General features: G+C 59.2%; 15 protein-coding genes and 1 tRNA gene. 8 read left to right on the top strand and 8 right to left on the bottom strand.

The features are described from left to right. From QSJ36_RS04420 to QSJ36_RS04410, 3 genes are all read left to right on the top strand, one after another. Window positions 1–597, top strand: coding sequence for a DUF4126 domain-containing protein (locus tag QSJ36_RS04420; RefSeq protein ID WP_102722175.1), 597 nt, complete (start codon window positions 1–3; stop codon window positions 595–597). 268 nt (window positions 598–865) lie between these two features. Further along, complete coding sequence (locus QSJ36_RS04415) at window positions 866–1,012, top strand: entericidin A/B family lipoprotein (protein WP_022397633.1); 147 nt, start codon at window positions 866–868, stop codon at window positions 1,010–1,012. 475 nt (window positions 1,013–1,487) lie between these two features. Further along, the gene (locus QSJ36_RS04410) at window positions 1,488–2,306 is read left to right on the top strand and encodes a PEP-CTERM sorting domain-containing protein (RefSeq protein ID WP_285467195.1); all 819 of its coding nucleotides are present in this window, start codon (window positions 1,488–1,490) and stop codon (window positions 2,304–2,306) included. A gap of 221 nt (window positions 2,307–2,527) precedes the next feature. Here the strand turns inward: QSJ36_RS04410 and QSJ36_RS04405 are convergent, their stop codons facing one another. Beyond that, window positions 2,528–2,671, bottom strand: a complete 144-nt coding sequence (locus QSJ36_RS04405) for an entericidin (RefSeq protein ID WP_102722172.1) — start codon at window positions 2,669–2,671, stop codon at window positions 2,528–2,530. A gap of 206 nt (window positions 2,672–2,877) precedes the next feature. On the opposite strand from QSJ36_RS04405, the gene QSJ36_RS04400 reads away from it, so the two are divergent. Next, window positions 2,878–3,759: a diaminopimelate dehydrogenase gene (locus tag QSJ36_RS04400; RefSeq protein WP_022397636.1), complete on the top strand. Its 882-nt coding sequence runs from the start codon at window positions 2,878–2,880 to the stop codon at window positions 3,757–3,759. 100 nt (window positions 3,760–3,859) lie between these two features. On the opposite strand, the gene QSJ36_RS04395 is transcribed toward QSJ36_RS04400, so the two are convergent. Next, window positions 3,860–4,594: a murein L,D-transpeptidase family protein gene (locus tag QSJ36_RS04395; protein WP_285467192.1), complete on the bottom strand. Its 735-nt coding sequence runs from the start codon at window positions 4,592–4,594 to the stop codon at window positions 3,860–3,862. Window positions 4,595–5,095: 501 nt separating this feature from the next. Between QSJ36_RS04395 and QSJ36_RS04390 the strand changes: the two genes are divergently transcribed. After that, the gene (locus QSJ36_RS04390) at window positions 5,096–5,665 is read left to right on the top strand and encodes a YdeI/OmpD-associated family protein (RefSeq protein ID WP_022397638.1); all 570 of its coding nucleotides are present in this window, start codon (window positions 5,096–5,098) and stop codon (window positions 5,663–5,665) included. 192 nt (window positions 5,666–5,857) lie between these two features. Here QSJ36_RS04390 and QSJ36_RS04385 read toward each other — a convergent pair whose 3' ends face one another. Next, window positions 5,858–12,766: an autotransporter-associated beta strand repeat-containing protein gene (locus QSJ36_RS04385; RefSeq protein WP_285467190.1), complete on the bottom strand. Its 6,909-nt coding sequence runs from the start codon at window positions 12,764–12,766 to the stop codon at window positions 5,858–5,860. A 383-nt stretch (window positions 12,767–13,149) separates the two neighbouring features. Between QSJ36_RS04385 and QSJ36_RS04380 the strand changes: the two genes are divergently transcribed. The 3 genes from QSJ36_RS04380 (at window position 13,150) to QSJ36_RS04370 (ending at window position 15,527) form a co-directional block, all read left to right on the top strand. Next, window positions 13,150–13,227: transfer RNA gene (locus tag QSJ36_RS04380), tRNA-Asp, on the top strand. Window positions 13,228–13,369: 142 nt separating this feature from the next. Then, complete coding sequence (locus QSJ36_RS04375) at window positions 13,370–14,911, top strand: pyridoxal-phosphate dependent enzyme (protein WP_180970910.1); 1,542 nt, start codon at window positions 13,370–13,372, stop codon at window positions 14,909–14,911. Window positions 14,912–14,963: 52 nt separating this feature from the next. After that, window positions 14,964–15,527 carry a Maf family protein gene (locus QSJ36_RS04370; RefSeq protein WP_022397641.1) on the top strand — a complete coding sequence of 188 codons (564 nt, stop codon included), beginning with the start codon at window positions 14,964–14,966 and terminating at the stop codon, window positions 15,525–15,527. A 36-nt stretch (window positions 15,528–15,563) separates the two neighbouring features. Here QSJ36_RS04370 and QSJ36_RS04365 read toward each other — a convergent pair whose 3' ends face one another. From QSJ36_RS04365 to QSJ36_RS04345, 5 genes are all read right to left on the bottom strand, one after another. Beyond that, the gene (locus tag QSJ36_RS04365) at window positions 15,564–16,154 is read right to left on the bottom strand and encodes a hypothetical protein (protein WP_146018111.1); all 591 of its coding nucleotides are present in this window, start codon (window positions 16,152–16,154) and stop codon (window positions 15,564–15,566) included. Between the two features lie 265 nt (window positions 16,155–16,419). Beyond that, on the bottom strand, window positions 16,420–17,733 hold the full coding sequence (hflX, locus tag QSJ36_RS04360) for a GTPase HflX (protein ID WP_022397643.1): 1,314 nt from the start codon (window positions 17,731–17,733) through the stop codon (window positions 16,420–16,422). A gap of 10 nt (window positions 17,734–17,743) precedes the next feature. Beyond that, on the bottom strand, window positions 17,744–17,875 hold the full coding sequence (locus QSJ36_RS04355) for a hypothetical protein (RefSeq protein WP_022397644.1): 132 nt from the start codon (window positions 17,873–17,875) through the stop codon (window positions 17,744–17,746). A gap of 157 nt (window positions 17,876–18,032) precedes the next feature. Continuing rightward, a complete protein-coding gene (locus QSJ36_RS04350) occupies window positions 18,033–20,621 on the bottom strand; it encodes a serine/threonine-protein kinase (RefSeq protein WP_285467187.1) in 2,589 nt (862 codons plus the stop codon). Window positions 20,622–20,773: 152 nt separating this feature from the next. Next, a complete protein-coding gene (locus tag QSJ36_RS04345; RefSeq protein WP_022397646.1) occupies window positions 20,774–22,156 on the bottom strand; it encodes an ROK family protein in 1,383 nt (460 codons plus the stop codon). Between the last annotated feature and the right edge of the window lie 59 nt (window positions 22,157–22,215).

Here is a 22,215-nt window from a genome sequence, read left to right as displayed (position 1 = left end):
ATGAATATGGAAGCCGTCATGGGCGTTTTGCTCGGCATCGGGCTGGGAGCGGCCTGCGGCTTCCGCATCTTTGTGCCTCTGCTGGTAGCCGCCATCGCCATCCGGGGAGGCTTCCTGACGGTGACGCCGGAATTCGCATGGCTGGGCGGCACGGCCGCGCTGGTCACCCTCTCCGTAGCCACGCTGCTGGAAATAGCGGCGTACTACATCCCGGTCATCGACCACACGCTGGACGTGCTGGGAGCTCCCGCCGCCATCGTTGCGGGAACCATCCTGGCCGCCGGCTTCATCGGCAGCATGGACCCCATGCTTAAATGGGGGCTGGCCGCCATTGCCGGAGGCGGAGCGGCAGGCATCATCCACGGAGGCATGGCCGCCATCCGGGGAGCGGCCTCCGCCGCTACGGGCGGACTGGGCAACTCCGTCGTCACCACGGCGGAAACGGCTTCCGCCTCCATCGTCGCCGTGCTGGCCTGCGTTCTTCCCGTCGCGGCCGTTCTGCTGGCCGCCGCGGCCATTTACTTCCTGGTCCGCACGGGGCTGGCGCTGAAAAGGAAACTGCGCCGTTCGCCAGGCGGTCCGGAGGGAGAAATCTAGCCAAGGGGAAAAAACCCCCTTCTCCCGGCAGCCGTCCACGCAGCGATTCCCCCCGTGAATGAAGGCCCCGCGGCCTTCATCAATAACTCGCCGCCAGGTCCCCGGCGAAGATTCTTTACATAACTTCCGAATCCGGGCACGGCACAGCCACTTTCTTCCCCGCCGGAAAGCCCCATGCCCGGAAAAAGAGGCGTTCCGGAAAGCATCCGGCTCATTGACAAGGAACCGGAAGCAGGGTAGGATACGGCTTTCAACCTCTCTTCCACCGATGAATACCAAACTCGCCCTTCTGACGCTCGCCGCCGCCCTCGGCCTTGCCTCCTGCAACACCATCAGCGGAATCGGAAAAGACGTGGAAGCCATGGGCAGCAAAATTGACAACGCCTCCCAGGCCACCAGGGAGTCCATGCAGTAAAGCGGAAGAAGCATCCGTCCACCAGCCTGGAGCCTCTTTTTAATTCAAAAGAGGCAAAGATTTAAAGTTTCCCCCATCGTTTCATGGATGGCGGTTCCCCATGGAGTGCTCTGCCGCCCGCGGATTACAAATCCGTTACAGATTAACATGGAATGGTCCCGATGCCTTATGAAGCGCCGCAAGTCCTTGGGTCATCCGTATTCAACCCGAGCGGCAGCGAATCCTTTTCCCTGAAAATCAGTGCGTCCTGGCAGGACACGTATATTTCAACGGCCGCAAAGGCTTGCGGCGTTCCAGGGGCCGGCTTCCTCATTCCGGAAGGCTTCCTACACGGAAACGGTCTCCCATGGTGCAACGGTCAGGCAGCATAAGTTCCTTGATATGAAAATCGGCCCTTGACCCCGGATTTGTAATCCGGCATATTCCCGCGGGCTTGGAAGTTTCCCTTTCAAGCTCTAATTCACATCGCATTCATATGAAGAAAACTCTGATCCTGCTTTCCTCCCTGCTGGCTTTTTCCTGCATGACGGCGCAGGCCGCTATTTATACATGGGCTCCCATTGACGGTTCTACCGACTGGAGCCAGGCCTCCAACTGGCAGACGGAAAGCGGCCCCAGCGGCAATGTTCCGCTGGTCAATCCCAACTGGGGCACGGTCAACGTCTCCGGAGACCATACCGTGGTATGCGGACCCGGCACCACCGTGGAAGGATGGACCTCCACCATCAATGTTTCCAACGGAGCCAATGTGTCCCTTCAGAATTTCACCAAATTCCAGCGCACGACCGTCTCCGTGGGAAAAGGCTCCACGCTGACCGTCGGCAAAACGAGCGGTTCCATCGTAGCCAATTGCGACCAGAACATGAACTGGACGGTATACGGCACGCTGAACCTCACTGCCGCGCTTACCTGGAACGCCAACAGCAACAATTTGTTCGTGGACCTGGGCACGACCGGCATCCTGAATCTTACGAACCAGACCGATCTGGGCCGTTTCGCCTTCTCCGCCTCCCTGGGCGACCTGATTACGGAAGGAACTACATTTGAGCTCGTGACGCGTGAACTCGTCAACGGAGTGGGAAGCGCCGCAACCAGCAACACGACCATCACGGGCGGAACGCAGAGCGACGACATCGCCGCCGAAGAACTGACCGCTGAAAACGTAGGCAAGTACCAGGTGTTCACGGAGAACGGCAAGATTTACGTCTCCTACATCAACGGCGTGCCGGAACCGGCCACTGTCTCCCTGAGCCTTCTGGGCCTGGCGGCCCTGATGCTGCGCCGCCGCCGTTAAAAACGGAAGGTTAATTTCTTTTCAAAGGGCATGCCGGGCATACGGCATGCCCTTTTTATTGCTCCCGTCACACATCGTAAAAAACCCCTTTTCACAGGGACCGGGAACATTCCGTGGAGCCGGAAAACCGGAGGCTGGAAAAAAGGCGTCACGCCCATCAAAGAAAACCGCTTCATCCATCCGGATGAAGCGGTTTTCGTCCATGGTCACACACAGTCTTTTTACATGGAACGGCTGGTGGAGCGGGCGGCGGAATTAATGTCGCTGCCGACGGCTTCCACGTCCTTGCCTACTCCGCCGATCGTATGGCAGGAAACACACCCAAGAAGGGTGGCGATACTCAGAATAATCAATTTGCTTTTCATCGTTTTATTGGAAGAGTTCCGAGTGGTCAGACTCCATTTCTCCGGACTCCGTTCAAAGAACCCTTCATGATGCCGCACAGGCGCTCCTGTCATTCTCCGTTCTTGCCATGCGCACCCGCAACGCTTAAAAAACATGCGTCAACGGGAGAAAACATCCGGAGGACATTCCGTCCCCGCTCCCGGAATCATTACTATTTACTACCAAGATGATCAAAGTAGCCATTGTAGGATACGGCAACATCGGGAAATACGCCGTGGACGCCTTGCGCGCCGCGCCCGATATGGAACTGGCGGGCATCGTCCGCCGCCCCGGCAGCGAACCCGTGCACGGCATCAAGACCGCAAGCAGCATGGAGGACCTGGGCCATGTGGACGCGGCCCTGCTCTGCACCCCCACCCGCAGCGTGGAAGAAACGGCTCTGCCCCTGCTCGCCCGCGGCATCAACACGGTGGACAGCTTTGACATCCACGGGGACATCGTGAACCTGCGGCGCTCCCTGGGAGCACAGGCGATCAAGCATGACGCCGTCTCCATCATCTCCGCCGGCTGGGACCCGGGCACGGACTCCGTCATTCGCACCCTGATGCTGGCGATGGCTCCCAAAGGCATTACGTACACCAACTTCGGCCCCGGCATGAGCATGGGCCACAGCGTGGTGGCGCGCTCCAAGGAAGGAGTGGCGGACGCCCTTTCCCTCACCATCCCCACCGGTTCCGGCGTGCACCGCCGCATGGTTTACGTGGTGCTGAAGGAAGGAGCCAAGTTCTCCGACGTGGAGTTCGCCATCAAGTCCGATTCCTATTTCAGCCATGACGACACCCGCGTGCAGCAGGTGCCCGACATCGACGCGCTGAAGGACATGGGCCACGGCGTGCTGATGGAACGCAAGGGCGTTTCCGGCTCCACGCAGAACCAGATGTTCACGTTTGAAATGCGCATCAATAATCCGGCCCTGACCGCCCAGGTCATGGTGGCTTGCGCCCGAGCCAGCATGAAACTGGCCTCCGGCTGCTACACGCTGCCGGAAATCGCCCCGATGGACTTCCTGCCGGGCGACCGCGAAGAGTTGATTGCCCAGCTCGTCTAGAGCGTTCCGGCACGTCTTTCCCGGACGCGCGGCAACAGGGGCAACCGTTCCCCTTTCCTTCCGCACCTTTCCCATCCTCCGGCCCCCGGCCGGAGGATTTTTATTGTTCCACAACCACCAGCCTGCCATCCACGGCATTCACCCGGGCCGGGGTGTGGGTCCGTTCCGTCCAGTCCCACGCACGTGCCATGTCCGCCCAAAAAGCGGCGTGGGGGGAATTCTTTTCCTTCAATAAACGCGCCGGAGTGGGCACGAAGGGATAAATCTGCATGGGAACGCGCTGCTGCCCGTGAATCAGGGCCTGTTCCACCATGGTGTAAATTTCCTCAATCCCCGGATCGGTCATCGCCAGGCAGCCAATGGAAACGTCCCGGCCATGCACCATGATGAAGCTTCCCGTCCGGTTCAGGGAGCGGTCATAGGCATTCGGATAGCCGATGTTGAAAGCCAGATGGTAGTTGCTGCGGGGATTCAGGCCGGACGGCTCCACTTCGTAAAAACCCTCCGGGGTCTGCTTGTCCCCCTCCTTTTCCTTGGGCCCCAGCTTTCCGGACCACGCGGCAATGGGGTAACGCTTGGCAAGCACGTAGCGTTCCACCTTGTCCGGCTTCACCCACAGTTCCAGCACGGAATCTTCCTTCACGGCACGCAGGAATACAGGATCCCCCACCTTGGCCCCGCAGAGGTCCAGGAAGGAATTCAGCACGGGCGTTACCCGTTCCCGCGCGGTATCGGCACGGTTGACGGAATCCTCGGCACACGCCATTTTAAGAGTCACCACCACGGAGGCCAGCAGAACCAATCCCAGCCCGGCCAGCAACACGCTTTTCTTCATAAATCATGTATAATGGCGGCATTCGTTTTGACAAGGACAAAACCCGCCGCCCTTTGCCGGAAGTGAAAAGAACGTCGGGAACGGCCTGCCCCTCCACTCCGGGAACAATAACCTTTCCGGTGAAAAGACGCCGGCATGGAAGGCCAGTTCCCCGTTCTTCCGGGGAAAGGATGGACAGGTGCCGTACTCCATCATGCGCAGGACCGTCTCCGGCCCTTCCTTACGCAAAAGAGGGGAAAGGATGTCCGCAGAAAGAAAAAAAGACGCCGTGAAGGGATTCCCGGACTTGGAGGAAGGGCAGGCCCCCTGCCGGGAAATATGCCATGGAATAGAAAAACATGCCTGTACTGGAAATGCAGCCTCCGGGAAGGTATCCTCACCCCGTAAGCCGCTCCATCCCGGCACGCGGCGCATCAACGGAAGGCCCTTTCGTAAAAACGGCCTGCGCACCTTCTCTTTTTGCGCGCTGCCGCAGAAAGAAGCGGCATTCACCGAACCGCCATGGAAATAGACCACCTTCTCCCCATCACCACACGGCAGGAATTAAGAACGTGGCTGGAACAGAACCACCGTTCCTCCTCCTGCTGCTGGGTTCTCACGACGAGAAAGCCTTCCCCCCATGCCATTCCTTACCTGGACGCCGTGGAAGAAGCCCTGTGCTTCGGCTGGATTGACAGCACCCGCAAGAAGACAGCCTCCGGTTTTCTGGCCCAGCGCCTCACCCCACGTTCCAGGAAAAGCAAATGGTCCGAGCTGAACAAGGAACGCGTACGCCGCCTGACCAGGCTGGGGCTGATGACCCCCCATGGAGAAAAATGCCTGCCGGAAATGGACCCGGAGGCGTTCCGGATTGATCCGGATATTTTAGAAGCCCTTCAGAAGGACCCGCGCGTTTATTCCAATTTCCTGGCCTTTCCCCGCCTGTACCGCCACGTGCGCCTGGATACCATCCAGATTAAGAAAAACCAGCCGGAGCTGTTCCATAGCCGCCTGGAAAAGTTCCTGAAGAATACCCGGGAAAACAGGATGTTTGGAGAATGGCATGACGGAGGCCGGCTGCTGGAAGAGTGAAAACGGAGCTTCCCGTATTTTCCCAACAGACGCCGGAACGCCGCATGCCGATGCGGCAACTAAACGAAAACGCGGCTGTAAGCCGCGCTCCTTACGCAACAGGGCCGTTCCGGACAATGCCGGAACGGCCCTGCGGGTCCGGGAGAGCAGAGCGTCTCCGCTCCACTCTCCACTCTCAAACTTCAACTCTCCTTAGAAGTCATACCGGTAGCCGATACTTCCGTTCACCGAGTTCGCTCCGTCACGGAAGTCGGCATTGCCGTCCACGAAGATCGTTCCCTGCGTTCCTACCGGCACGCTCAGCCCTGCTCCGATTTGCAGCGCCGTCATTCCCACCTTCGCTCCTCTGACTCTCTGCGTGAAGCCGGGGTTGCCCAGCAGCGCCACATTGGCTTCTCCGCGGCGGTCTCCCATGTCCTGGGCCGCGTTCACCCGGAACTCAGCCAGCGCTTCTCGCCCGAAGATGTTGCTGCCTACAAGGCCCATCCACCGGCCGCCCAGCGCAACCGTTCCCGTCGTCAACTCCTGTTTGGCGACGTTCAGGCCCATGTTGCCGGCTCCCGTTTCCGTGTAGCCGTCCATTCTCGTGGTTACTACCGAGGCGTTGACCAGGGGCTGCAGGATGCTGCTCCTGTCTTCATTGAGGTACACGTCGTAGGTCAGTTCATACATCGCTCCAAAGCCCCACCCGTTGGTGTTGCCCTGCGTGCCGTAGCTGCCCGCTCCGTAGTTGACCGTGCGGTTGAGCTTCGCGTCGTTCCACCCCCCCGTCAGAATCAATGTGTGCGCCCAGCGCCTGTTCTGGTAGCGGCCAAAGAGGTTGGCGTAGTAGCTGTCCAGATGACCGTCCGCAGAGTCCGCCGCGCTGGCCGTCAGGTCGCCGTAGTTGGCCGTGAAGGCCGCTCCCATGGTGAAGTGGTCGCTGAGGTCAACGTCCATGCCCACGGTGCCGCCCCAGGTGGTGAGCTGGTAGCCGCTTTCATCCCCCCTGGTGTCCAGCTTGGCATAAGAGCCCGTGCCCTGCATCCACATGTGGAAGTAGGGGAGGTCCGCATTGACGTAGGCGGGGTTCACGCCCATTTGGTTGGTGCGGTTGCGTATCCAGTTCATCTGGTCGCGCAGGGCGTCCCGCTGGGCGATGCCCAGGCTGGTGACCGTGCTGCCCGCGGCGGCGGCCAGGGAACGCCTGGCGGCGGAGGGATTGTTAACCATGTCGTCATTGAGGGCGGCCAGGAAGTCCGTAACGGCCTGGTCCACGGAACCGTGCCTGGCGGCTTCCCAAATCAGATTGGCGCCCGCCATGGAGTTGGCCGTGTCAGCGACGCCGGCATAAATATTGTCCGTTTGTTCCTCCGCTTTCAGAACGACCTTGTCCCCTTCCTGCACCAGATGGGCATTTTTGTAATAGGTGAGGAAAAGACCGCCTACCGTCAGCGTATTTTCTCCCAGGTCAATCGTTCCGGCTCCGGTGAGCTCCATCAGCGTGAGTTCCATAGGATTGCCCGATTTCCAGGTGATGTTGACGCCCGGAATTGACGTGACGTGGAAGGCGGCTCCGTTTTCAATGACAATGTCTCCGGAAGCCTTGATGAAGCTGGCGGTCATGTCGGCATCGGTATTCAGGGTGAAGGTGGTGGTGGAACCGCTGCCGAAGGTGGCGTTTTCCACGCTCAGGGTGGTGTTGACCGCCGTCAGGGCGTTGTCGCTGGCCTGGATGGCCAGCTTGCCGTTGTTCACCAGATTACCGTAGCTGAGATGGGCGCCGTCTACATCCGCCTTGCCCTGGAGAACCAGGGTTCCTCCGCTGACCGTCAAATCGGTATCCGCGCCGGAGCTGCGCAGGACTTGGGTGCCTGCGCCGGAAACATCCAGTGTTCCGGCCCCCAGCGTTCCATCATACGTATGCGTTTGGCCGGAAGCCGCCTGAATATGCAGGGTCTGCCCGTTCAGCTCCAGGTCTCCGGTGCCGTTCAGGCCACCGGCAGAGCCGTCCGCCGCCAGGCTCAGGGAGCCGTCCAGGTCCAGCACCACGCCGGAAAGCGCGCTGTCCGCCGCCAGTCCCAGGGAAGCGCCTTCCGCAATGTTCAGCGTTCCCGTTCCGCCGATTTCCGTGCGGGAAAGGCCATCGGTAGCTCCCGTCAGCGTCAATGTTCCGGAAGAACCGATATCCAGCTTTCCGCCGTTGGCGCCGGACGCCAGCGTCTGGGCCGTCGTGTGGCCTCCCACGCCGATCACCGCAAGGGAGCCCGCGTCCGTGGAATCAAGGCGCAGGGCTTCCACATTGGCCGTGCCGTTAAGCTGAAGCGTTCCCTGTTCCGCAATGATGTCTCCGGCCAGCGTCACATTCCCGGACAGGGTGAGCTTGTTGGCTCCCGTCTTGACCAGGTCCGTATTGGCCGCGGCACCGTCCAGGCCGCTGATGTTCCCGGCAAAGACGGTGTCCACTCCCGTTCCTTCATGGAAAAGGTTGTTCTGCAATTCGATGCTGCCCTTGTTGTCCGCCGTGTTGGTGACAATGAGGTTGCCCGTTCCCGTCTGGCCCGGATTGGTTCCCGGCGCGGTCAGGTTCTTGATCACCATGGAGCCGTCCGACTGGACGTAAAGGTCCTGGTCCACGATCACGGCCTGGTAGAAGTTGAGGGACTGGTTCGTAACCGGATTGTCCGCACTGCCCGTGCCGTCCACGGAGGAGACGTAAACCAGGTCCGTATCACCGGAGAGGACGATGCTGCCCCCGTTGACGTCTACAATGCCGAAGCCCAGCGCGGCAAAAAGCGGATTGGCCGCAATGTGGCCCTTGAGCGTTTCAAGGTCCTGCGCAAAGCCGCCGTTCGTCAGCAGGATTTCCAGATTGCCGCCCGCCGTTTTCATGGCATCCATGACGCTGGTGAGGTCCAGGGTGAGGGTGGAGCCGTCTCCAAAGGAGATGCTGCCCAAGTTGTCCCCCGCGCCTTCAAACTGAATCAGGGAATCCGTCCCCGTGAAGGGGTCTCCGGAAATGTTCCCCGCACCTACCGCAAGGCTGCTGCCCGTGCCGGTCACGGTCCAGGTGGAACCCTGCTTGAGCCCGGTGAGCTGCGTCCCGGCAGTGGCGGTGACGACCGTTCCCAGCCCGGCGGCATCCAGGCCGCCCAGGGCGATATTGCCGGAACCGGCAACCGCATTGACATGGACCTTGTTCGCAGCCGTTCCCGCATAGTTCCCGGCGTTCGCCAGCGAACCGGATTGAATGAGGATGTTGGTAGTGGCCGCCGCGTCGGAAAGGTCCAGCGTACCCTTGGCCAGCGTGAGCGTTCCCGTCAGGCCGTTGGCGCGGTCTCCCACCGCAAAGGTGCCCGTGGTGTTGACGGTGAGGCTCCCCGCTCCGGTGACAGTTCCGGCCCAGGCGGCGTTATCCCCGGTCCCGTCGCCCAGCTGGACGGAGGAGTTCCGGGCAATCTTCAATTCCCCTGTGGACGTGTTCGCCCCGGTAAGAACCAGTTTGTCGCCGCCCTGGACGTCCAGAGCCGCCGTATCAATCACATTGCCGGTATAAAGCAGGTCACTGCCCGTGCCTGTGTAGTTGACGCGGTAGGTTCCGGCCCCTCCCATAGAAACGGCCTTGATGAATTCGCCCGTTCCCAGCGTGGCGGCCGCACCGCCGTTGCCAAAGGCAAGAACCACATTCCCCTGCCCGGAGTGCATGGTTCCCACAAAACCGGTGAGGTTTCCGGTGAAGATGGTGGTCAGCGTCGGGTTGCCTGCAGCCGTCGTTCCCAGGTTGGCCCCGGCGTCACTCGTCAAGTCGCCCCCGAACGTCACGGTCTGGTTGGAATTGCCGTTCAGCCAGCTTCCCGCCGCCCTCACATGAATGTCGGCATTGACGGAATTGGTGGAATCACTGACAAAAAAGCCGCGTCCGTCCAGCTCCAGGCTGGCGCTGCCAAAGGCGGCCGCATTCGCAAAGGCCACTTCATTCCACGCGGCGTTGGTGCCGTTGCCCACCAGCTTGAACGTGCCCGTAAAACCGCTGTTGTCTCCGCTGATGGAATAACGGCCTCCTCCGGGGAATCCTCCTCCCTCCTTGTGCCCCAGCACCAGGGAACCGGCCCCGGAAATGCGGCCGGACAGCGTATCCGTCATTGTGCTGGCATGGGCGCGGTTGTCCCTGATTTGAAGAGTGGCATCCTGCGCGATGGAGATGTTTCCGCTCCAGGTCCGGGTGGCGCTGTTGGCCCCGATATCATAGAAAAGCGTGCCGCCGCTGACGGTGATAGCGCCGGTGAAGGTGCCTCCCAGGGTCGTGTTAACGGTCAGCAGGCCATCCCCGAGCTTGACGATGTCCTTGTTCCCCAGTTCCTGGGTATAGGTGGCCCACGCAATATTATTGCCGTTCGTATTCACCTGGATGGCCCTGGTACTGGCGGCGGCGTCAATGAGGCCGGAAATATCCTGCGTGGCCCCCGTGCCGTACGTGAAAATGCCACCTGCAAAAATGAGCTTGTTGGTCGCTACCAGCCCCAGCGTTCCTTCCGTCGTTCCCGCCGTGTTCAGCACCAGTTCCCCTCCGTTCAGCGTCACCGTGCCGGTGCCCAGGCCCTGGACGGCATTCAGGTTGAGGGTGCCGGCCATGATGGTCGTGCCGCCGGAGAACGTATTGGTCCCGGTATTTTCAATGGTCATCTCCCCTTCCCCCCGTTTAACGAGGGACATCGGATTCGCGCCGTCTACAAGGGCTCCCGTGCCCGTGAACGTATAGGCCGTTTCCCCATTGTTGACCGTAAGGCGGGCGGAGGAAACATCCCCGTCAATAGTGACGGCGGAGAGGGCCACGCCTGCCAGGTCTTCAAAGTTGGCGGATTTGGCGGCATCATAAACGACCGCCGTCCCATCCTTGTCCAGCCAGATGGCTGCGCCTCCCGCTGCCGTCCACGTACCCGCGGCCCCTCCGTTCCAGTTGAGGGCTTCACCCAGCGCCTTGACGCGCAGGTAAAGGGTGTTTCCGGACAGTTCCAGGGCATAAGTGTAATCGCCGGAAAGACCGCTGGGATCAAAGGAAAAGTTGCTGGCCGTCAGCGTGCCGAAGCTGTCTGCTGTAATCAGCTTGTAGTCGTTTTCCATCGTCTGGTCCACCCCGCTGATCGTCAGGGTCAGCGTACCTTCCGAATTGAAGGAAAGCGTGCCGCCGGACTGGATGATGGAAGCGCTGGAGGAATTCAGCCCCGTCAGGTCCAGCGTCAGGCCGGAAGCCGGAGAAAGAGCCATATCACCCGCAGAGGTAAGACGGGCCCCGGCTCCCATCGTGATGGAATTGCCGAAGGCCACTCCGCCGGCGAGCCCGAAGCTGAGTTCTCCCCCGGAAACCGTCAGGGCATTCGCAAACCCGGTGGAAGAACTGAGCGTAAGCTTGCCCGTGCCGCTCTTGGTGAAGGCGCTCCGCCCATCCAGAACCGTGGCATTGGCAATGATTGCATCCGTGCCCGCTCCGGCGGATATCTCGTCAAACCCGGTAACGGTCGCGTTGGCGAACATGTCCGCTTTTGTCACGCCGTTCAGGTTTAGCACGCTTTTGGTGACCACATCCCCGCGCCCCTGGCCGGAAAGAGTTGTCGTCCCGGTGAAGACGGCGTCATTACCCGTAATGGTCACGTTGGCCAGCGCCGTGGTCAGGGAAGTGCCGTTGACCTTCTGGCCGCCCGCATAAATGGCGGCATTGTTGAACGTGCCTCCGCTGATGGAAAGGTTGGCTTCCCCGATCGTCAATGCGGAACTGGTGTTGTTGCGTTCCACATACGTGCCCAGGGATATTTGCGCTCCGTCAAATGTACCCCCTGTAATCGTGATATTGGTGGAACCAATATTTCCGGTAAGGGCAGCCGTAGCGGTTCCATTAATGTAGGAACCGCCCCAGATCTGGCCTGTATACGTCCCGGACTTGAAGGTCAGGTTGGTGGAACCTGTAATATTGAACGTGCTTTCCCCGGTTTCCACCCAGCTTCCCCCCGCAATCATGGCCGCTACCGTGCCACTGCCCAGGTCCAGCGTCATATTGGTATCAGTAAGGCTCCAGGCTGACGTGCTTAAACGGGCGCCCGCAAAAATTTTCTTGGTTCCGTCTCCGGAAAAAGTAGCTCCCGTGATAGTCGTCGTCACTCCCTGCGCAAACAAACTTTGCGCAAAAGATCCTCCCGTGATTTCCATGGAAGCGGACGAATTGGCTGCAATATTTGCTGCGGAACCTGCTGCGGTCGCATCGGACAAGCCATACACATTCGCATTATACTGGCCTCCCGCAATTCTCAATTTGGCCGTATATGCATTCGTTCCGTCTCCCAACTGGACGAGGCCTCTTCCCAGAAGGGCCACGGAGCCGTTAAAAGTCCCTCCGTCCAGATTCAGGGCAACGTTCCCGAGAATGGTTGATTTTTGACCCGCACCACGTGTCGTTCCGGCCGTTACCAGTTGCGCGAAGGTTCCGCCGTCAATGGTGAATGTGACGTCTCCCGTATGGCGGAAGGATTCCTGCCCCAGCCCTATGCACCACCTGGCGTTAGGCGAGCTAACCGAAGTTCCGGCCCATTCCCCCCCATGGATATTGACAATGTATGTCCCTGTCGTCTGGAACGCATCCGTCTTGTTGCCATCCCCCACCAGGCAGAATCCATTGATCGTCCCTGCATTCTGGTCCACATTGAGCGTGATGTCGGCAGCCACGATCCGGTCCTGATTGCTCCACCCCATCAATTGAGGATTTGTATTCAGCAGGGACGTTCCCGCCCCGATATTGATTACAAAGGAATTGGTCCCTCCCAAGGTGACGCCTCCGGCGGTACCCGCAACATTCCATAACTGCAGCTTCGTATAAATTCCTCCTTCCAGATTGAGAACCCGGTTATAGCCGTCTTCATAGGTCCCGCTTTCCGTAATATCCGTCAAATAGATGTCACCGGGGGAATCCGCCTGAGTCACTGGATCCCCCGCCGGCGGCGTAATCGTATACTGGTCGTCGGCAAAGGATATCGTCGTTTCTCCGTTGCCCGTCAACGTATAGGCAGCCCATGACGGAGAAATGAAACAGGCCAGAAGAGCGGACAGGAGAGGGAGGGGCAAATGCGGACGCATAATTTTGTAACGTGTTGATAATTAATAATAAATTATATACCAGACTATATCGTTAGTAATAATTAACGGATTTAAAATCCGGAGTCAATGACAATTTTTAATGCCAAGCGCTTTAGGACAATTGAACGGCTTGATGCGTAGGAAGGGAAGAAGAGTGGGAATACCGGCGCCAAGTACGGGCATTATCAATATTTTATTATATATCTGGTCTCATTAAGGAACATTTCCGGATTTTAAATCCGCACGGGTATTTCTCCCGCTTCTTCCAGCAAGCGCGGCCTGCATGCAGGAAAAAGTGATTTCTTGTCTTGCATTCCCATGGGAGTGCCTGTATAAGCCTCCACGTCCCCGCCGCAAGGCAGGAACACAGCATCCAAGGTCACGGAGCGGTAGCTCAGTTCGGTTAGAGCGCCAGCCTGTCACGCTGGAGGTCGCGGGTTCGAGCCCCGTCCGCTTCGCCACCTTGCTTCAAAGAAACAACCGCCTCCGGGCGGTTTTTTTGTGCCCGGAAAGTCCAGGACCTGGGAAACAGGCAGTCCGGTGGCAATGTTTTACTGGAAAAGAGGGCCGGAACCCGGTAGAATGGGAGCCAGCATTACAATCATGAGCATACTTTCGGACCGTCTTTCCGAGGAAATACTGCAAGCCCGCCAGCGCGTTTACACGGTTGGCGAACCGACTCCTCTTCAACGATTGAATCTGCCGGGCATCAAGGCCCCGGTATACGCCAAAAGGGAGGACCTGGGCCCCATCCGGGCCTATAAATGGCGCGGAGCGTTCAATTGCATGGCCGCACTGAGCCAGGAGGCGCGGGACAAGGGCATTGTGGCCGCCTCCGCCGGCAACCATGCCCAGGGCGTGGCCCTGGCGGCCAGCGTCCTGAACTGCCACGCCACCATTTTCATGCCCCGCTCCACGCCGGAAGTGAAGCAGACGGAAGTGCGCCGCCACGGCGGCAGGCACGTGAAGATCATGCTTCATGGAGACTGCTATGACGAGACGGCCGCAGCCGCCCACGAGTACGCGGAAACCCACGGAAGCACTTTTGTCCATCCCTATGACGACCTGGTGACCATGGCCGGACAGGGAACGCTGGCGGATGAAGTGGTGATGAGTGGGGAAGGCCCTTTTGACCGCGCGTACGTCGCCATCGGCGGCGGCGGACTGGCCGCCTCCGTAGCCTGCTGGCTGAAAAAGTTCTGGCCCCACATCAAGGTCATCGGCGTGGAAGGCGTGGACCAGGCCTCCATGAAAACCTCCATTGAGCAGGGACACCGGGTGAACCTGGATTACGTGGACGTTTTTTGCGACGGAACCGCCGTCCATATCCCCGGAGAATTGACCTATCCCCTTTGCCGGGAACTGATCGACGAGTTCGTGACCGTCACCAATAACGAAGTCTGCCAGGCCATCCGCGCCATGTGGGAATCCTCCCGCGTAGTGCCGGAGCCCTCCGGGGCCATGAGCCTGGCCGGATTCCTGAAACAATGGAATGAAGGTGAAGTGAAGCCGGAGGAAAAGAGCTTCGTGGTCATTTCCGGAGCCAACATGGATTTCACCCACCTCACCCAGATCGCCCGCCAGGCGGGCATCGGCAACCATGAAACGCGCTACCTGCGCATCTCCATGGATTCCAAGCGCGGCCAGGTGCTCAAGTATCTGCGCCACATCCCGCAGGATACCACGCTGGTGGACGTGCAGTACGGCAAGACGGAGGGCAACACCCAGTACCCCGTGTTCGGCATCGCCGCCTCTGACGAAGACCTGGACACCATCCGCACGACGCTGAAGAAGAAGGGCATTGAGTTTGAAGACATCAGCGAGGACGACGACGTGCGCTTCCGCATGATTCACTACCAGGCGGAGCTGTGCCAGCATCCCCTGTTCGTCCACATCGAATTTCCGGAACGCGCCGGAGCCTTTCTTGACTTCATGGAACGCATCGCGGACCTGGCATCCCTCTGCTACTTCAATTACACCTATACCGGGGAACGCGTGGGCCGCGCCCTGGTGGGCATGGAGTTTGAATCCGCGGAAGACCGGGAAACGGTACGGAAGCGCATGGCCGGATTCTCCAGGAACATCATCCGGGCCATCCGGGAAATTTCTCCGGAGGCCTTCCACCGGATTATGGGAAGCAGATAGTTAACAATTAACAGGTAATAGTTAATAGATATTAACTATTGGCTCTCCTTCCATGCTTCCCCCCATCATCCTGGCCTCCCAGTCCCCCCGGCGGCGCGAGCTTCTGGCGAAGGCCGGCGTGCCTTTCTCCCTCGTCGTACGGGATACGGAGGAGCTGAAGGACGCCGCCATGCCTCCGCAGGAACTCTGCCTGCACAATGCGCGGGCAAAGGCGCAAGCCGTATTCCGGGAACATCCGGATTCCACCGTCATCGGCGCGGATACGCTCGTTTTTCTGGACGGCCTTCCTCTTGGCAAACCGGAAGACGGGGAAGAGGCCCGTTCCATGCTCCGGATGCTCTCTGCACGGACGCACCACGTGTGCACGGCGGTTTCCATCCGGTCCCCCCTGGGAGTGAAAGACCTGGCCGTGCTGACGGAAGTGACGTTCCGGGAGCTGAAGGAAGAGGATATCCGCCGCTACATGGAGCTGGTGAATGTGATGGACAAGGCCGGCTCCTACGCGTTCCAGGAACACGGGGAGATGATCATTTCCTCCGTGCGCGGAGATACGGACAACGTAATCGGGCTGCCCGTCAGGGAGGTGGTGGAATGCCTGCGGAGCTTGGGTTACTGAGCATTAAATGTACGTTTAACGCTCCTGCCTTCTTCATCAGGGATTCATTTTGCGCAGTTTCCAGCCAGACGGCGACTGGATTTCAAAATTGGAAAGCATCTTGAGGGATCCGCTGTGGTTCCCTTTGTCGTTCAACAGCTCAATGGTTTTCTCTGCCTGGGGAGATACCCTGAATGATTTGTGGCCCAACCAAGTAACCTCTTTTCCGTCCTTGCCCAAAAAGACGGAGCAATCATCATTCAAATAAAGAATTTCATTCGCGGCGGTATCCCCTTTAACCGTTTTCCACCGCCCAATAAAAGAGGCAATAACACGAACTGCGGAGAGTTCCTTTTGAATGGCCAGCGCTTCATTTATTTTACCGAGATTGGCGTACTTTTTCTGAATTTTAAGAAGGGCATCCAAGTAGGCCTTGTCCGTCTTTTTCCTTTCCTTCATTCTTTTAGACGCCACATCTTCTTGAATTTCCTTCATCTGTACGCCTACTTTAGGAGAAACTTTTTCCATCCGGGACAGTTCATCCCTCCCAACAAGTTCTTTGGCTGACAAGCGGTTCTCCAAATATTCCACGACTTTCTGCAGTTCCGCCGCAGAAGCGAAGTCATTCTTCGCGGCATATTTGTTCATGGAATCCCGATAGGCTTTCAATTTGGACGCCTCATATTTCTGATTAATGGAAGAAAGGATGTTCTCATATTGTTCCTTCAATTTCCGGGCATCCGGAGGCAGGGATTGGGCGCTTACAGTGGCCCAGGAAATTATTCCGCACAAAATAATACAGCACAACTTATTCATTATAGATGCTGGATATAATATATCCAACATACAAAAATTCAAGAAAAAAGAATGATTTCCCTGCCGAGGATGCGGTTTCTCCGCAATCAAGAGGAAATCATTTTTCCGCCAGAAAACGGCTGAATTTGTTATAAAACGCCACGGGGAGCACGGCTTCTATCAGGGTGCCTTCCTCCACGTATTCCGTGGAGAGAACCTTCCCTTCACTGTGCATGGCGGCCGCCAGGTCGCTCCGGGTATAGGGAATCAGGAACCGCGCGCGCCGGACGCGGCTTTCCAGCATCTCCACGCAGGCGTTCAGCAGGTCTTCCGCGCCATGACCCTCCTGCACGGACATGGGCACCACCCTGCCGTTGAAGTGGGGCTTCAACAGGGTTTCCAGCGTGTGGCGCTCTTCTTCCGGCACAAGGTCCACCTTGTTCAGGACCACGATCATGGGCTTGTCGCCCGCGCCCAGCTCGCCGAGCACTTCCAGCGTGGTTTCATAATGGCGCACGGCTTCCGGATCAGAGGCGTCCACCACCTGCACCAGGAAATCCGCCAGCACGGCTTCCTCCAGCGTGGATTTGAAAGCCTCCACCAGGCGGTGGGGAAGGTTGCGGATGAAGCCCACGGTATCCGTCAGCAGCAGGGGCTGCCCGTGGGGGAGTTCTATTTTCCGCGTCGTGGTGTCCAGCGTGGCAAAAAGCATGTCCTTCGCCATGACTTCGGAACCGGATACCAGGGAAAGCAGGGAGGATTTCCCGGCATTGGTATAGCCCACGATGGCGGCCGTGGCTACGGCCTGGCGCTCCCGTTCCTTGCGCTGCGTGGCGCGCTGCCGGGTCACTAGGGCCAGTTCCTTCTGAATGGCTTCAATCCTGGCGCGCGCCAGGCGGCGGTCCACTTCAATCTGTTTTTCGCCCTCGCCCCTGGCGGCTCCGCCGCCGCCCTTGCCTCCTCCGGAACCGCCGCCCTGGCGGTCCAGGTGGTTCCACATGCGGGCCATGCGCGGCAGGGAATACTGCATGCGGGCCAGCTCCACCTGGAGGGTGGCCTCCCGCGTGCGTGCGCGCCGGGCAAAGATATCCAGAATGACCTCTTCACGGTCAATCACGCATTCGTCAATCAGCCGTTCCCATTCGCGCTGCTGGGAGGGGGAAAGCATATTGTCAAACACCACGCAATCCGCCCGGCAGTCCAGCGCCAATTGCTTTACTTCCTGGGCTTTTCCGGTGCCGCACAGGAATTTGGCGTGCATGTCCCGGGACTTGATGAGGTGCTTGCCTGCAATGCTGATGCCGAGGTTGGTGACAAGGTCTTCCAGCTCGTCCAGCATGGCCTGTTTTTCCCTGGCCTCGGAAGGGTCGAAGTAGATGGAAACGAGCATGGCTCGCTCCACCATTTCCGGCTTTTCACGAATTTCAAACATATTCAAGCAGTTAACGGAATTGCTTGCTGGAGGTGGGCTGGTAGTCCTTCAGCGCGAAGTCCGCGTGTTTGTGACAGTCACAACCGCATGAAGAGAGGATGCCGGCCACGCATGCCAGCGTCAAAAAGCTGATCAGTCTCATGCGGCTATGAGACCTGTACGGAGTACCCTAGGCAAGCAAATTTTACTTCATCACGCCTACTTTTCCGCAAAACCGGCGCAGGGTTCCTTTTCCAGACGGGACTTTTCCACCGTCGGCACGGCCTTCCCGCCCTCCTCCGGCCAAGAGCCTGCCGGAATCAATCCGATTCTTCACCGTCTTCCGGGGGAGTCTCCTCCGCGTCCAGACCGCTCATCCACAGGTTCCATTTTTCAATGAAGGCGCGGTCCATCTGGAGCAGCGCATTTTCCTGCTGGGCGGGGGAAATGGTCTCCGTCAGACTGCCGAAAATAAGCAGCGGCTTGGAATACGCATCCGCCAGGGGGGAGAATTCCGCAGGCTGCTTCTGGCGGCATTCCCGCGCCAGGGCATACAGGGAGTTGAACGGTAGCTCGTTCCAGCTGACCTGGTACGCATCACTGCCTTCCCGGCTGTCCTGCGGTTCCACAGTCAGCAGATGCCCCTTCATCCCTGTCAGGCGCACCTTGGAGCCGTCTTTCAGCACCAGGGGTTTTCCAGGTTTCTTTTCCAGGAGAGCGGGCAGAATTTTCTCCATGCGGGTGAACAGGGGCAGCATTTGATCCGTCATTTCCCGGCGCACGGACAGCCTGGCCTTGACGGCGGGGGAGGAAATAACCTTTTCCGCCCCGCCGTAAACGGCGGAGGCCTTTTCAAAGTCCCCGGTTTTTTTCATGACGTCCGCCGCTTCCCGGCAAACGTCTTCATAGCTTCTGGACTGAGCGGCCAGCAGGGTTTCCTTTTTCTTTTCCTCCTCCAGAGCTTTTTGTCTTTCCTCCTCCTTTTTCCTCTCAGCCATCTTCACGGCTTCCGCCGCCTCCCAGTCACGGGCTGTCTGGTACTGCATTCTCAAATGGTCCAGCATTCCTTCCAGCGCAGCATAGGCTGGAGGCATCGCGGACACTTCCCCGATCATCATCTGTTCCCGCAGGAAGTCTGCGGCGGACCGTTTGGCCTCCACTTCCGCCACCGTCTTTTCCGGCATGTCCTGAAGGCGTTTCAGGCGTTCGTACTGGTCCGTATATCTCTTGAGGTTGTTGAGCCAGGCGGAAGCCAGCTCACGGACGTTCCTGTCCCGGTCGTCCGCCGCATCGGCCGCCACCTTGTCCAGAAAAACGCCGTATTCCGGCCATTTACCGGCAAAGTACCAGGATTTCAGCGCCATGCCCACATAGTAATGCACGGCCAGATCGGAGTTGGAACGCAAACCCGGCATTCGGGAAGACCAGTCCCCGGAACTCAAGTACATGACCAGGTTGCCGACGTCCCTGGAGCGTTCCAGTTCCGCAGGGTCCTTGCAGGCCTCCACCTTCCTGCCCAGCTCTTCCAGGCGCTCCACCCCTTCCGGGAACTGGCCGCGCGTCCACATGCACAGAACCTGGTTCAGACCGGCCCAGAGTGAGGTGGAAAGGGGGCAGTCCGGCTGGTCCGCCAGATCCCCGAACATGGCGGCGGCTTTCACCAGGTCTCCCCGGTTCAAGGATTCCTGGGCTTCATTGAACAGCTTGCCGAAGCGGATGCTGCGCTCCAGCCGCGATTCCGCCGCAGCCGTGTCCTCCGGGGTAGTGCCCGTTCCCGCCGTAGGAGTGAGCGCCGGAGGGGGTGTTCCCGGGGAAGCGCCCCTCCCCTTCTGCCATGCCGCCCAGCCCCAGATGCCCAACCCCAGCGCCACTACGGAGGCAACGGAGGAAATGACGATAATGCGGCATTTCCTGCGGCGGACGCGCCGCGCCTCCGCCGCGCGCCGTTCCGACCAGGTGAGGCCGGATTCCTGCATGGCCAGGGTGTATTCCTCCAGGGCCTGTTCCACGGCATCCATCAATTCCGGATAGGAGGAGAACCTGTCTTCTCTGTCAAAAGCCATCAGCCTGTCCACAATGAAGCAGGTCATGGGGGAGACGTCATTTACCACCTGTTCCAGGCGGGGAAGGTTTTTCTTGGTCTCCAGAAGGACATCGGAAGACTGGGAAGCGTCCACGCGGGGGGGAGCGCCCACCAGCAAATGGTACATGGTGGCTCCCAGAGCGTACATGTCCGTCCGGAAGTCTTCTTCTCCCCTCAGCAGCGTTTCCGGAGCTGCGTAATAGGGAGTGACCCATATTTCCCGCTCCACGTCGGATTCACTGTGCAGCAGGGAGAGGCCGAAGTCCACGATCTTGGCGACTCCGTCAGGAGACTGGAGAACGTTGGCGGGCTTGATGTCCCTGTGCATGAGGCCCGCGTTCCAGGCGGCGTCCAGGCCGCGCACGATATCCAGCGTCAGGCGTAGCACCTTGTCCTCCGGCACGCGTTCTTCCGCGGTAATCAGGGCATCCAGGCCGCTGCCCTCCACCAGTTCCATGGCAATGTAAAAAAGGCCCTGGTCGCGCCCCACGGCATAAATCTGCACCAGGTTTTCATGGGAAACCCGCGCCATGATCTGGGCCTCCCGTTCAAAGCGTTCACTGCGCAGGGCATCCCCGGCATAGGTGTCATTCAGCACCTTCAGGGCCACCTCCCGCCCCAGCACGGAATCTTCCGCCCGGTATACCACGCTCATGCCGCCTTTTCCCAGTTTTCCGGTAATCCGGTAGGGGCCCATGCGCGTTTTCACGCGCGTCAGCGCCTGGCAGCCCGGACAGATGGCGTTGGCATACGGAGGCAGTTGGGAAACGTCCATGGCCTGCCCGCATTCCGGGCAATGAACAATGGTGTCTTGCTGGGGATTCATGAACGCAGGGCGTCGGGGCGGAAATCGGAAAAAGGAGGGGCGGGAATCCGGCGCGGCAGAGGCTGTTCAGCGCATCCGGCAAAAGTCCCCCTCCGGATATGAGCAGGGAGGGACCCCGTACAGGGTCCCTCCCGCAAATTTCATTCCGCCTGTCAGGAGAGGGCCGGCAGGGAAGCGGCGGCTACGGCCTGGCCGTGGCGCTTGGTCTTTTCATCCGGCACGCGGAGCTGGATCTTCAGCTCGGGGAATTCGGTGCGCAGCACTTCCTCCGCCTTGTCAATGATGATCTGGCCGCCGTCTCCGGAAGCCACACGGCCCAGGAAGAGCAGGTTGCGGATGTCATAGAACCTGGCGTAGTGGGCAATGGCATAGCCGAAGTGTACGCCGATGGTTTCATAAATCTTGCGGGCGCGTTCGTCGCCTTCCGCCATGGCGGCCTGAACCTTTTTGAGCTGTTCCGGGAAGGGCATGCCTTCAAACTGGAAGCCGGCGCGGGGAGCCAGACGGGCTACGGCCTGCTGGGAGAAGTAGAGGGCGCCTACGCCCATGTCCTTGGACCATTCGTCCACGCCGCCTTCTTCCGAGTAATCCACGGGAGCGAAGGCCAGTTCATTCAGCCAGGGCTTGATGTGGCCTTCCGGGTCCACGTAGCCGGCGGCTTCGGATGTGCCCATGGCTACGCCGAGCACGGCGTTGTCGTTCATGCCCATGGCTCCGGCGAGGGCGGTAACTTCACCGTCGTTCACCACTTCAAAGGGGATGTTGTTCCACTTTTCCTTCTGGAGGGTGCGGAACACCTTGCCGAGGGTCTTTTCAATGTCTTCCTGGCTGACGCCGCGGAACAGGGAGGAGGTGCGCACCTCGCTGTTGATGATGACGCCGGCGGAGGAACCGCCGATGGCGTCCACCCGCGGAAGGTGGGCTGCGGCGCGTTCCAGGGAGTCCTGGATGCCTTCAATGTGGTACTGGGGATCCTTCTGGAAATAGGGGTCCCAGACCACTTCTTCGGAATACACCACTTCTCCGTTCACCACGGCGGCGCATTTGCGGTCGGAACCGCCCAGGTCGAAGCCGATGCGGTAGCCGTCCAGGTTGCGGCCCAGGGTCATGGAGCCGGAATATTCCTCAGGCAGTTCTTCCACGGACACCTTCTTCACTTCAATGGGGGAGCCGTAAATCTTCTTGCCGATGAAATCCCAGTCGAATTCGCGGGCGCCCCCCTTGCAGTAGCGGGAGGCCAGCATATCCGCAATGGCGTCATCCCCGGCGACGAGGATGATATTGCCGCCCTTCTGCCACAGCAGGAATTTCACGATGCGTTCCACATAGGTCTCATTCAGGGCAACGTTTTCCCCGGTGTGGGGAAGGAGCTTGCCGGACCAGCGGAAGCAGGTCCCGTCATTGCGGGTCAGAGCGATGTCCACTTGATGAGAAGCGGGATCGGCGGCGGCTTTGGCCTCAAAGGCTTGATTCCAAAGAACGGCCGGCACGAAGCCGGGGTCCAGCACAGGCGTGATTTTGGGTTGAATATTCATGGCAATAATCCGTTGGAAACGTAGCATACCCGCTTTTCTTTGAAAAGTATTCATTCCCT

The organism is Akkermansia sp. NBRC 115031, assembly GCF_030268505.1.
Classification (GTDB): Bacteria; Verrucomicrobiota; Verrucomicrobiia; order Verrucomicrobiales; family Akkermansiaceae; genus Akkermansia; species Akkermansia massiliensis.
Note: the sequence above shows the minus strand (reverse complement) of the source record. Positions and strands in the feature narration are given on the sequence as shown.

Bases quoted from the DNA above. Each gene is read 5' to 3' on its own strand.
- QSJ36_RS04355 (WP_022397644.1), bottom strand. From the start codon at position 17,875: ATGAGACTGATCAGCTTTTTGACGCTGGCATGCGTGGCCGGCATCCTC.
- QSJ36_RS04400 (WP_022397636.1), top strand. From the start codon at position 2,878: ATGATCAAAGTAGCCATTGTAGGATACGGCAACATCGGGAAATACGCC.
- QSJ36_RS04395 (WP_285467192.1), bottom strand. From the start codon at position 4,594: ATGAAGAAAAGCGTGTTGCTGGCCGGGCTGGGATTGGTTCTGCTGGCC.
- QSJ36_RS04345 (WP_022397646.1), bottom strand. From the start codon at position 22,156: ATGAATATTCAACCCAAAATCACGCCTGTGCTGGACCCCGGCTTCGTG.
- QSJ36_RS04420 (WP_102722175.1), top strand. From the start codon at position 1: ATGAATATGGAAGCCGTCATGGGCGTTTTGCTCGGCATCGGGCTGGGA.
- QSJ36_RS04385 (WP_285467190.1), bottom strand. From the start codon at position 12,766: ATGCGTCCGCATTTGCCCCTCCCTCTCCTGTCCGCTCTTCTGGCCTGT.
- hflX (WP_022397643.1), bottom strand. From the start codon at position 17,733: ATGTTTGAAATTCGTGAAAAGCCGGAAATGGTGGAGCGAGCCATGCTC.
- QSJ36_RS04415 (WP_022397633.1), top strand. From the start codon at position 866: ATGAATACCAAACTCGCCCTTCTGACGCTCGCCGCCGCCCTCGGCCTT.
- QSJ36_RS04365 (WP_146018111.1), bottom strand. From the start codon at position 16,154: ATGAACAAATATGCCGCGAAGAATGACTTCGCTTCTGCGGCGGAACTG.
- QSJ36_RS04375 (WP_180970910.1), top strand. From the start codon at position 13,370: ATGAGCATACTTTCGGACCGTCTTTCCGAGGAAATACTGCAAGCCCGC.
- QSJ36_RS04350 (WP_285467187.1), bottom strand. From the start codon at position 20,621: ATGAATCCCCAGCAAGACACCATTGTTCATTGCCCGGAATGCGGGCAG.
- QSJ36_RS04405 (WP_102722172.1), bottom strand. From the start codon at position 2,671: ATGAAAAGCAAATTGATTATTCTGAGTATCGCCACCCTTCTTGGGTGT.
- QSJ36_RS04390 (WP_022397638.1), top strand. From the start codon at position 5,096: ATGGAAATAGACCACCTTCTCCCCATCACCACACGGCAGGAATTAAGA.
- QSJ36_RS04370 (WP_022397641.1), top strand. From the start codon at position 14,964: ATGCTTCCCCCCATCATCCTGGCCTCCCAGTCCCCCCGGCGGCGCGAG.
- QSJ36_RS04410 (WP_285467195.1), top strand. From the start codon at position 1,488: ATGAAGAAAACTCTGATCCTGCTTTCCTCCCTGCTGGCTTTTTCCTGC.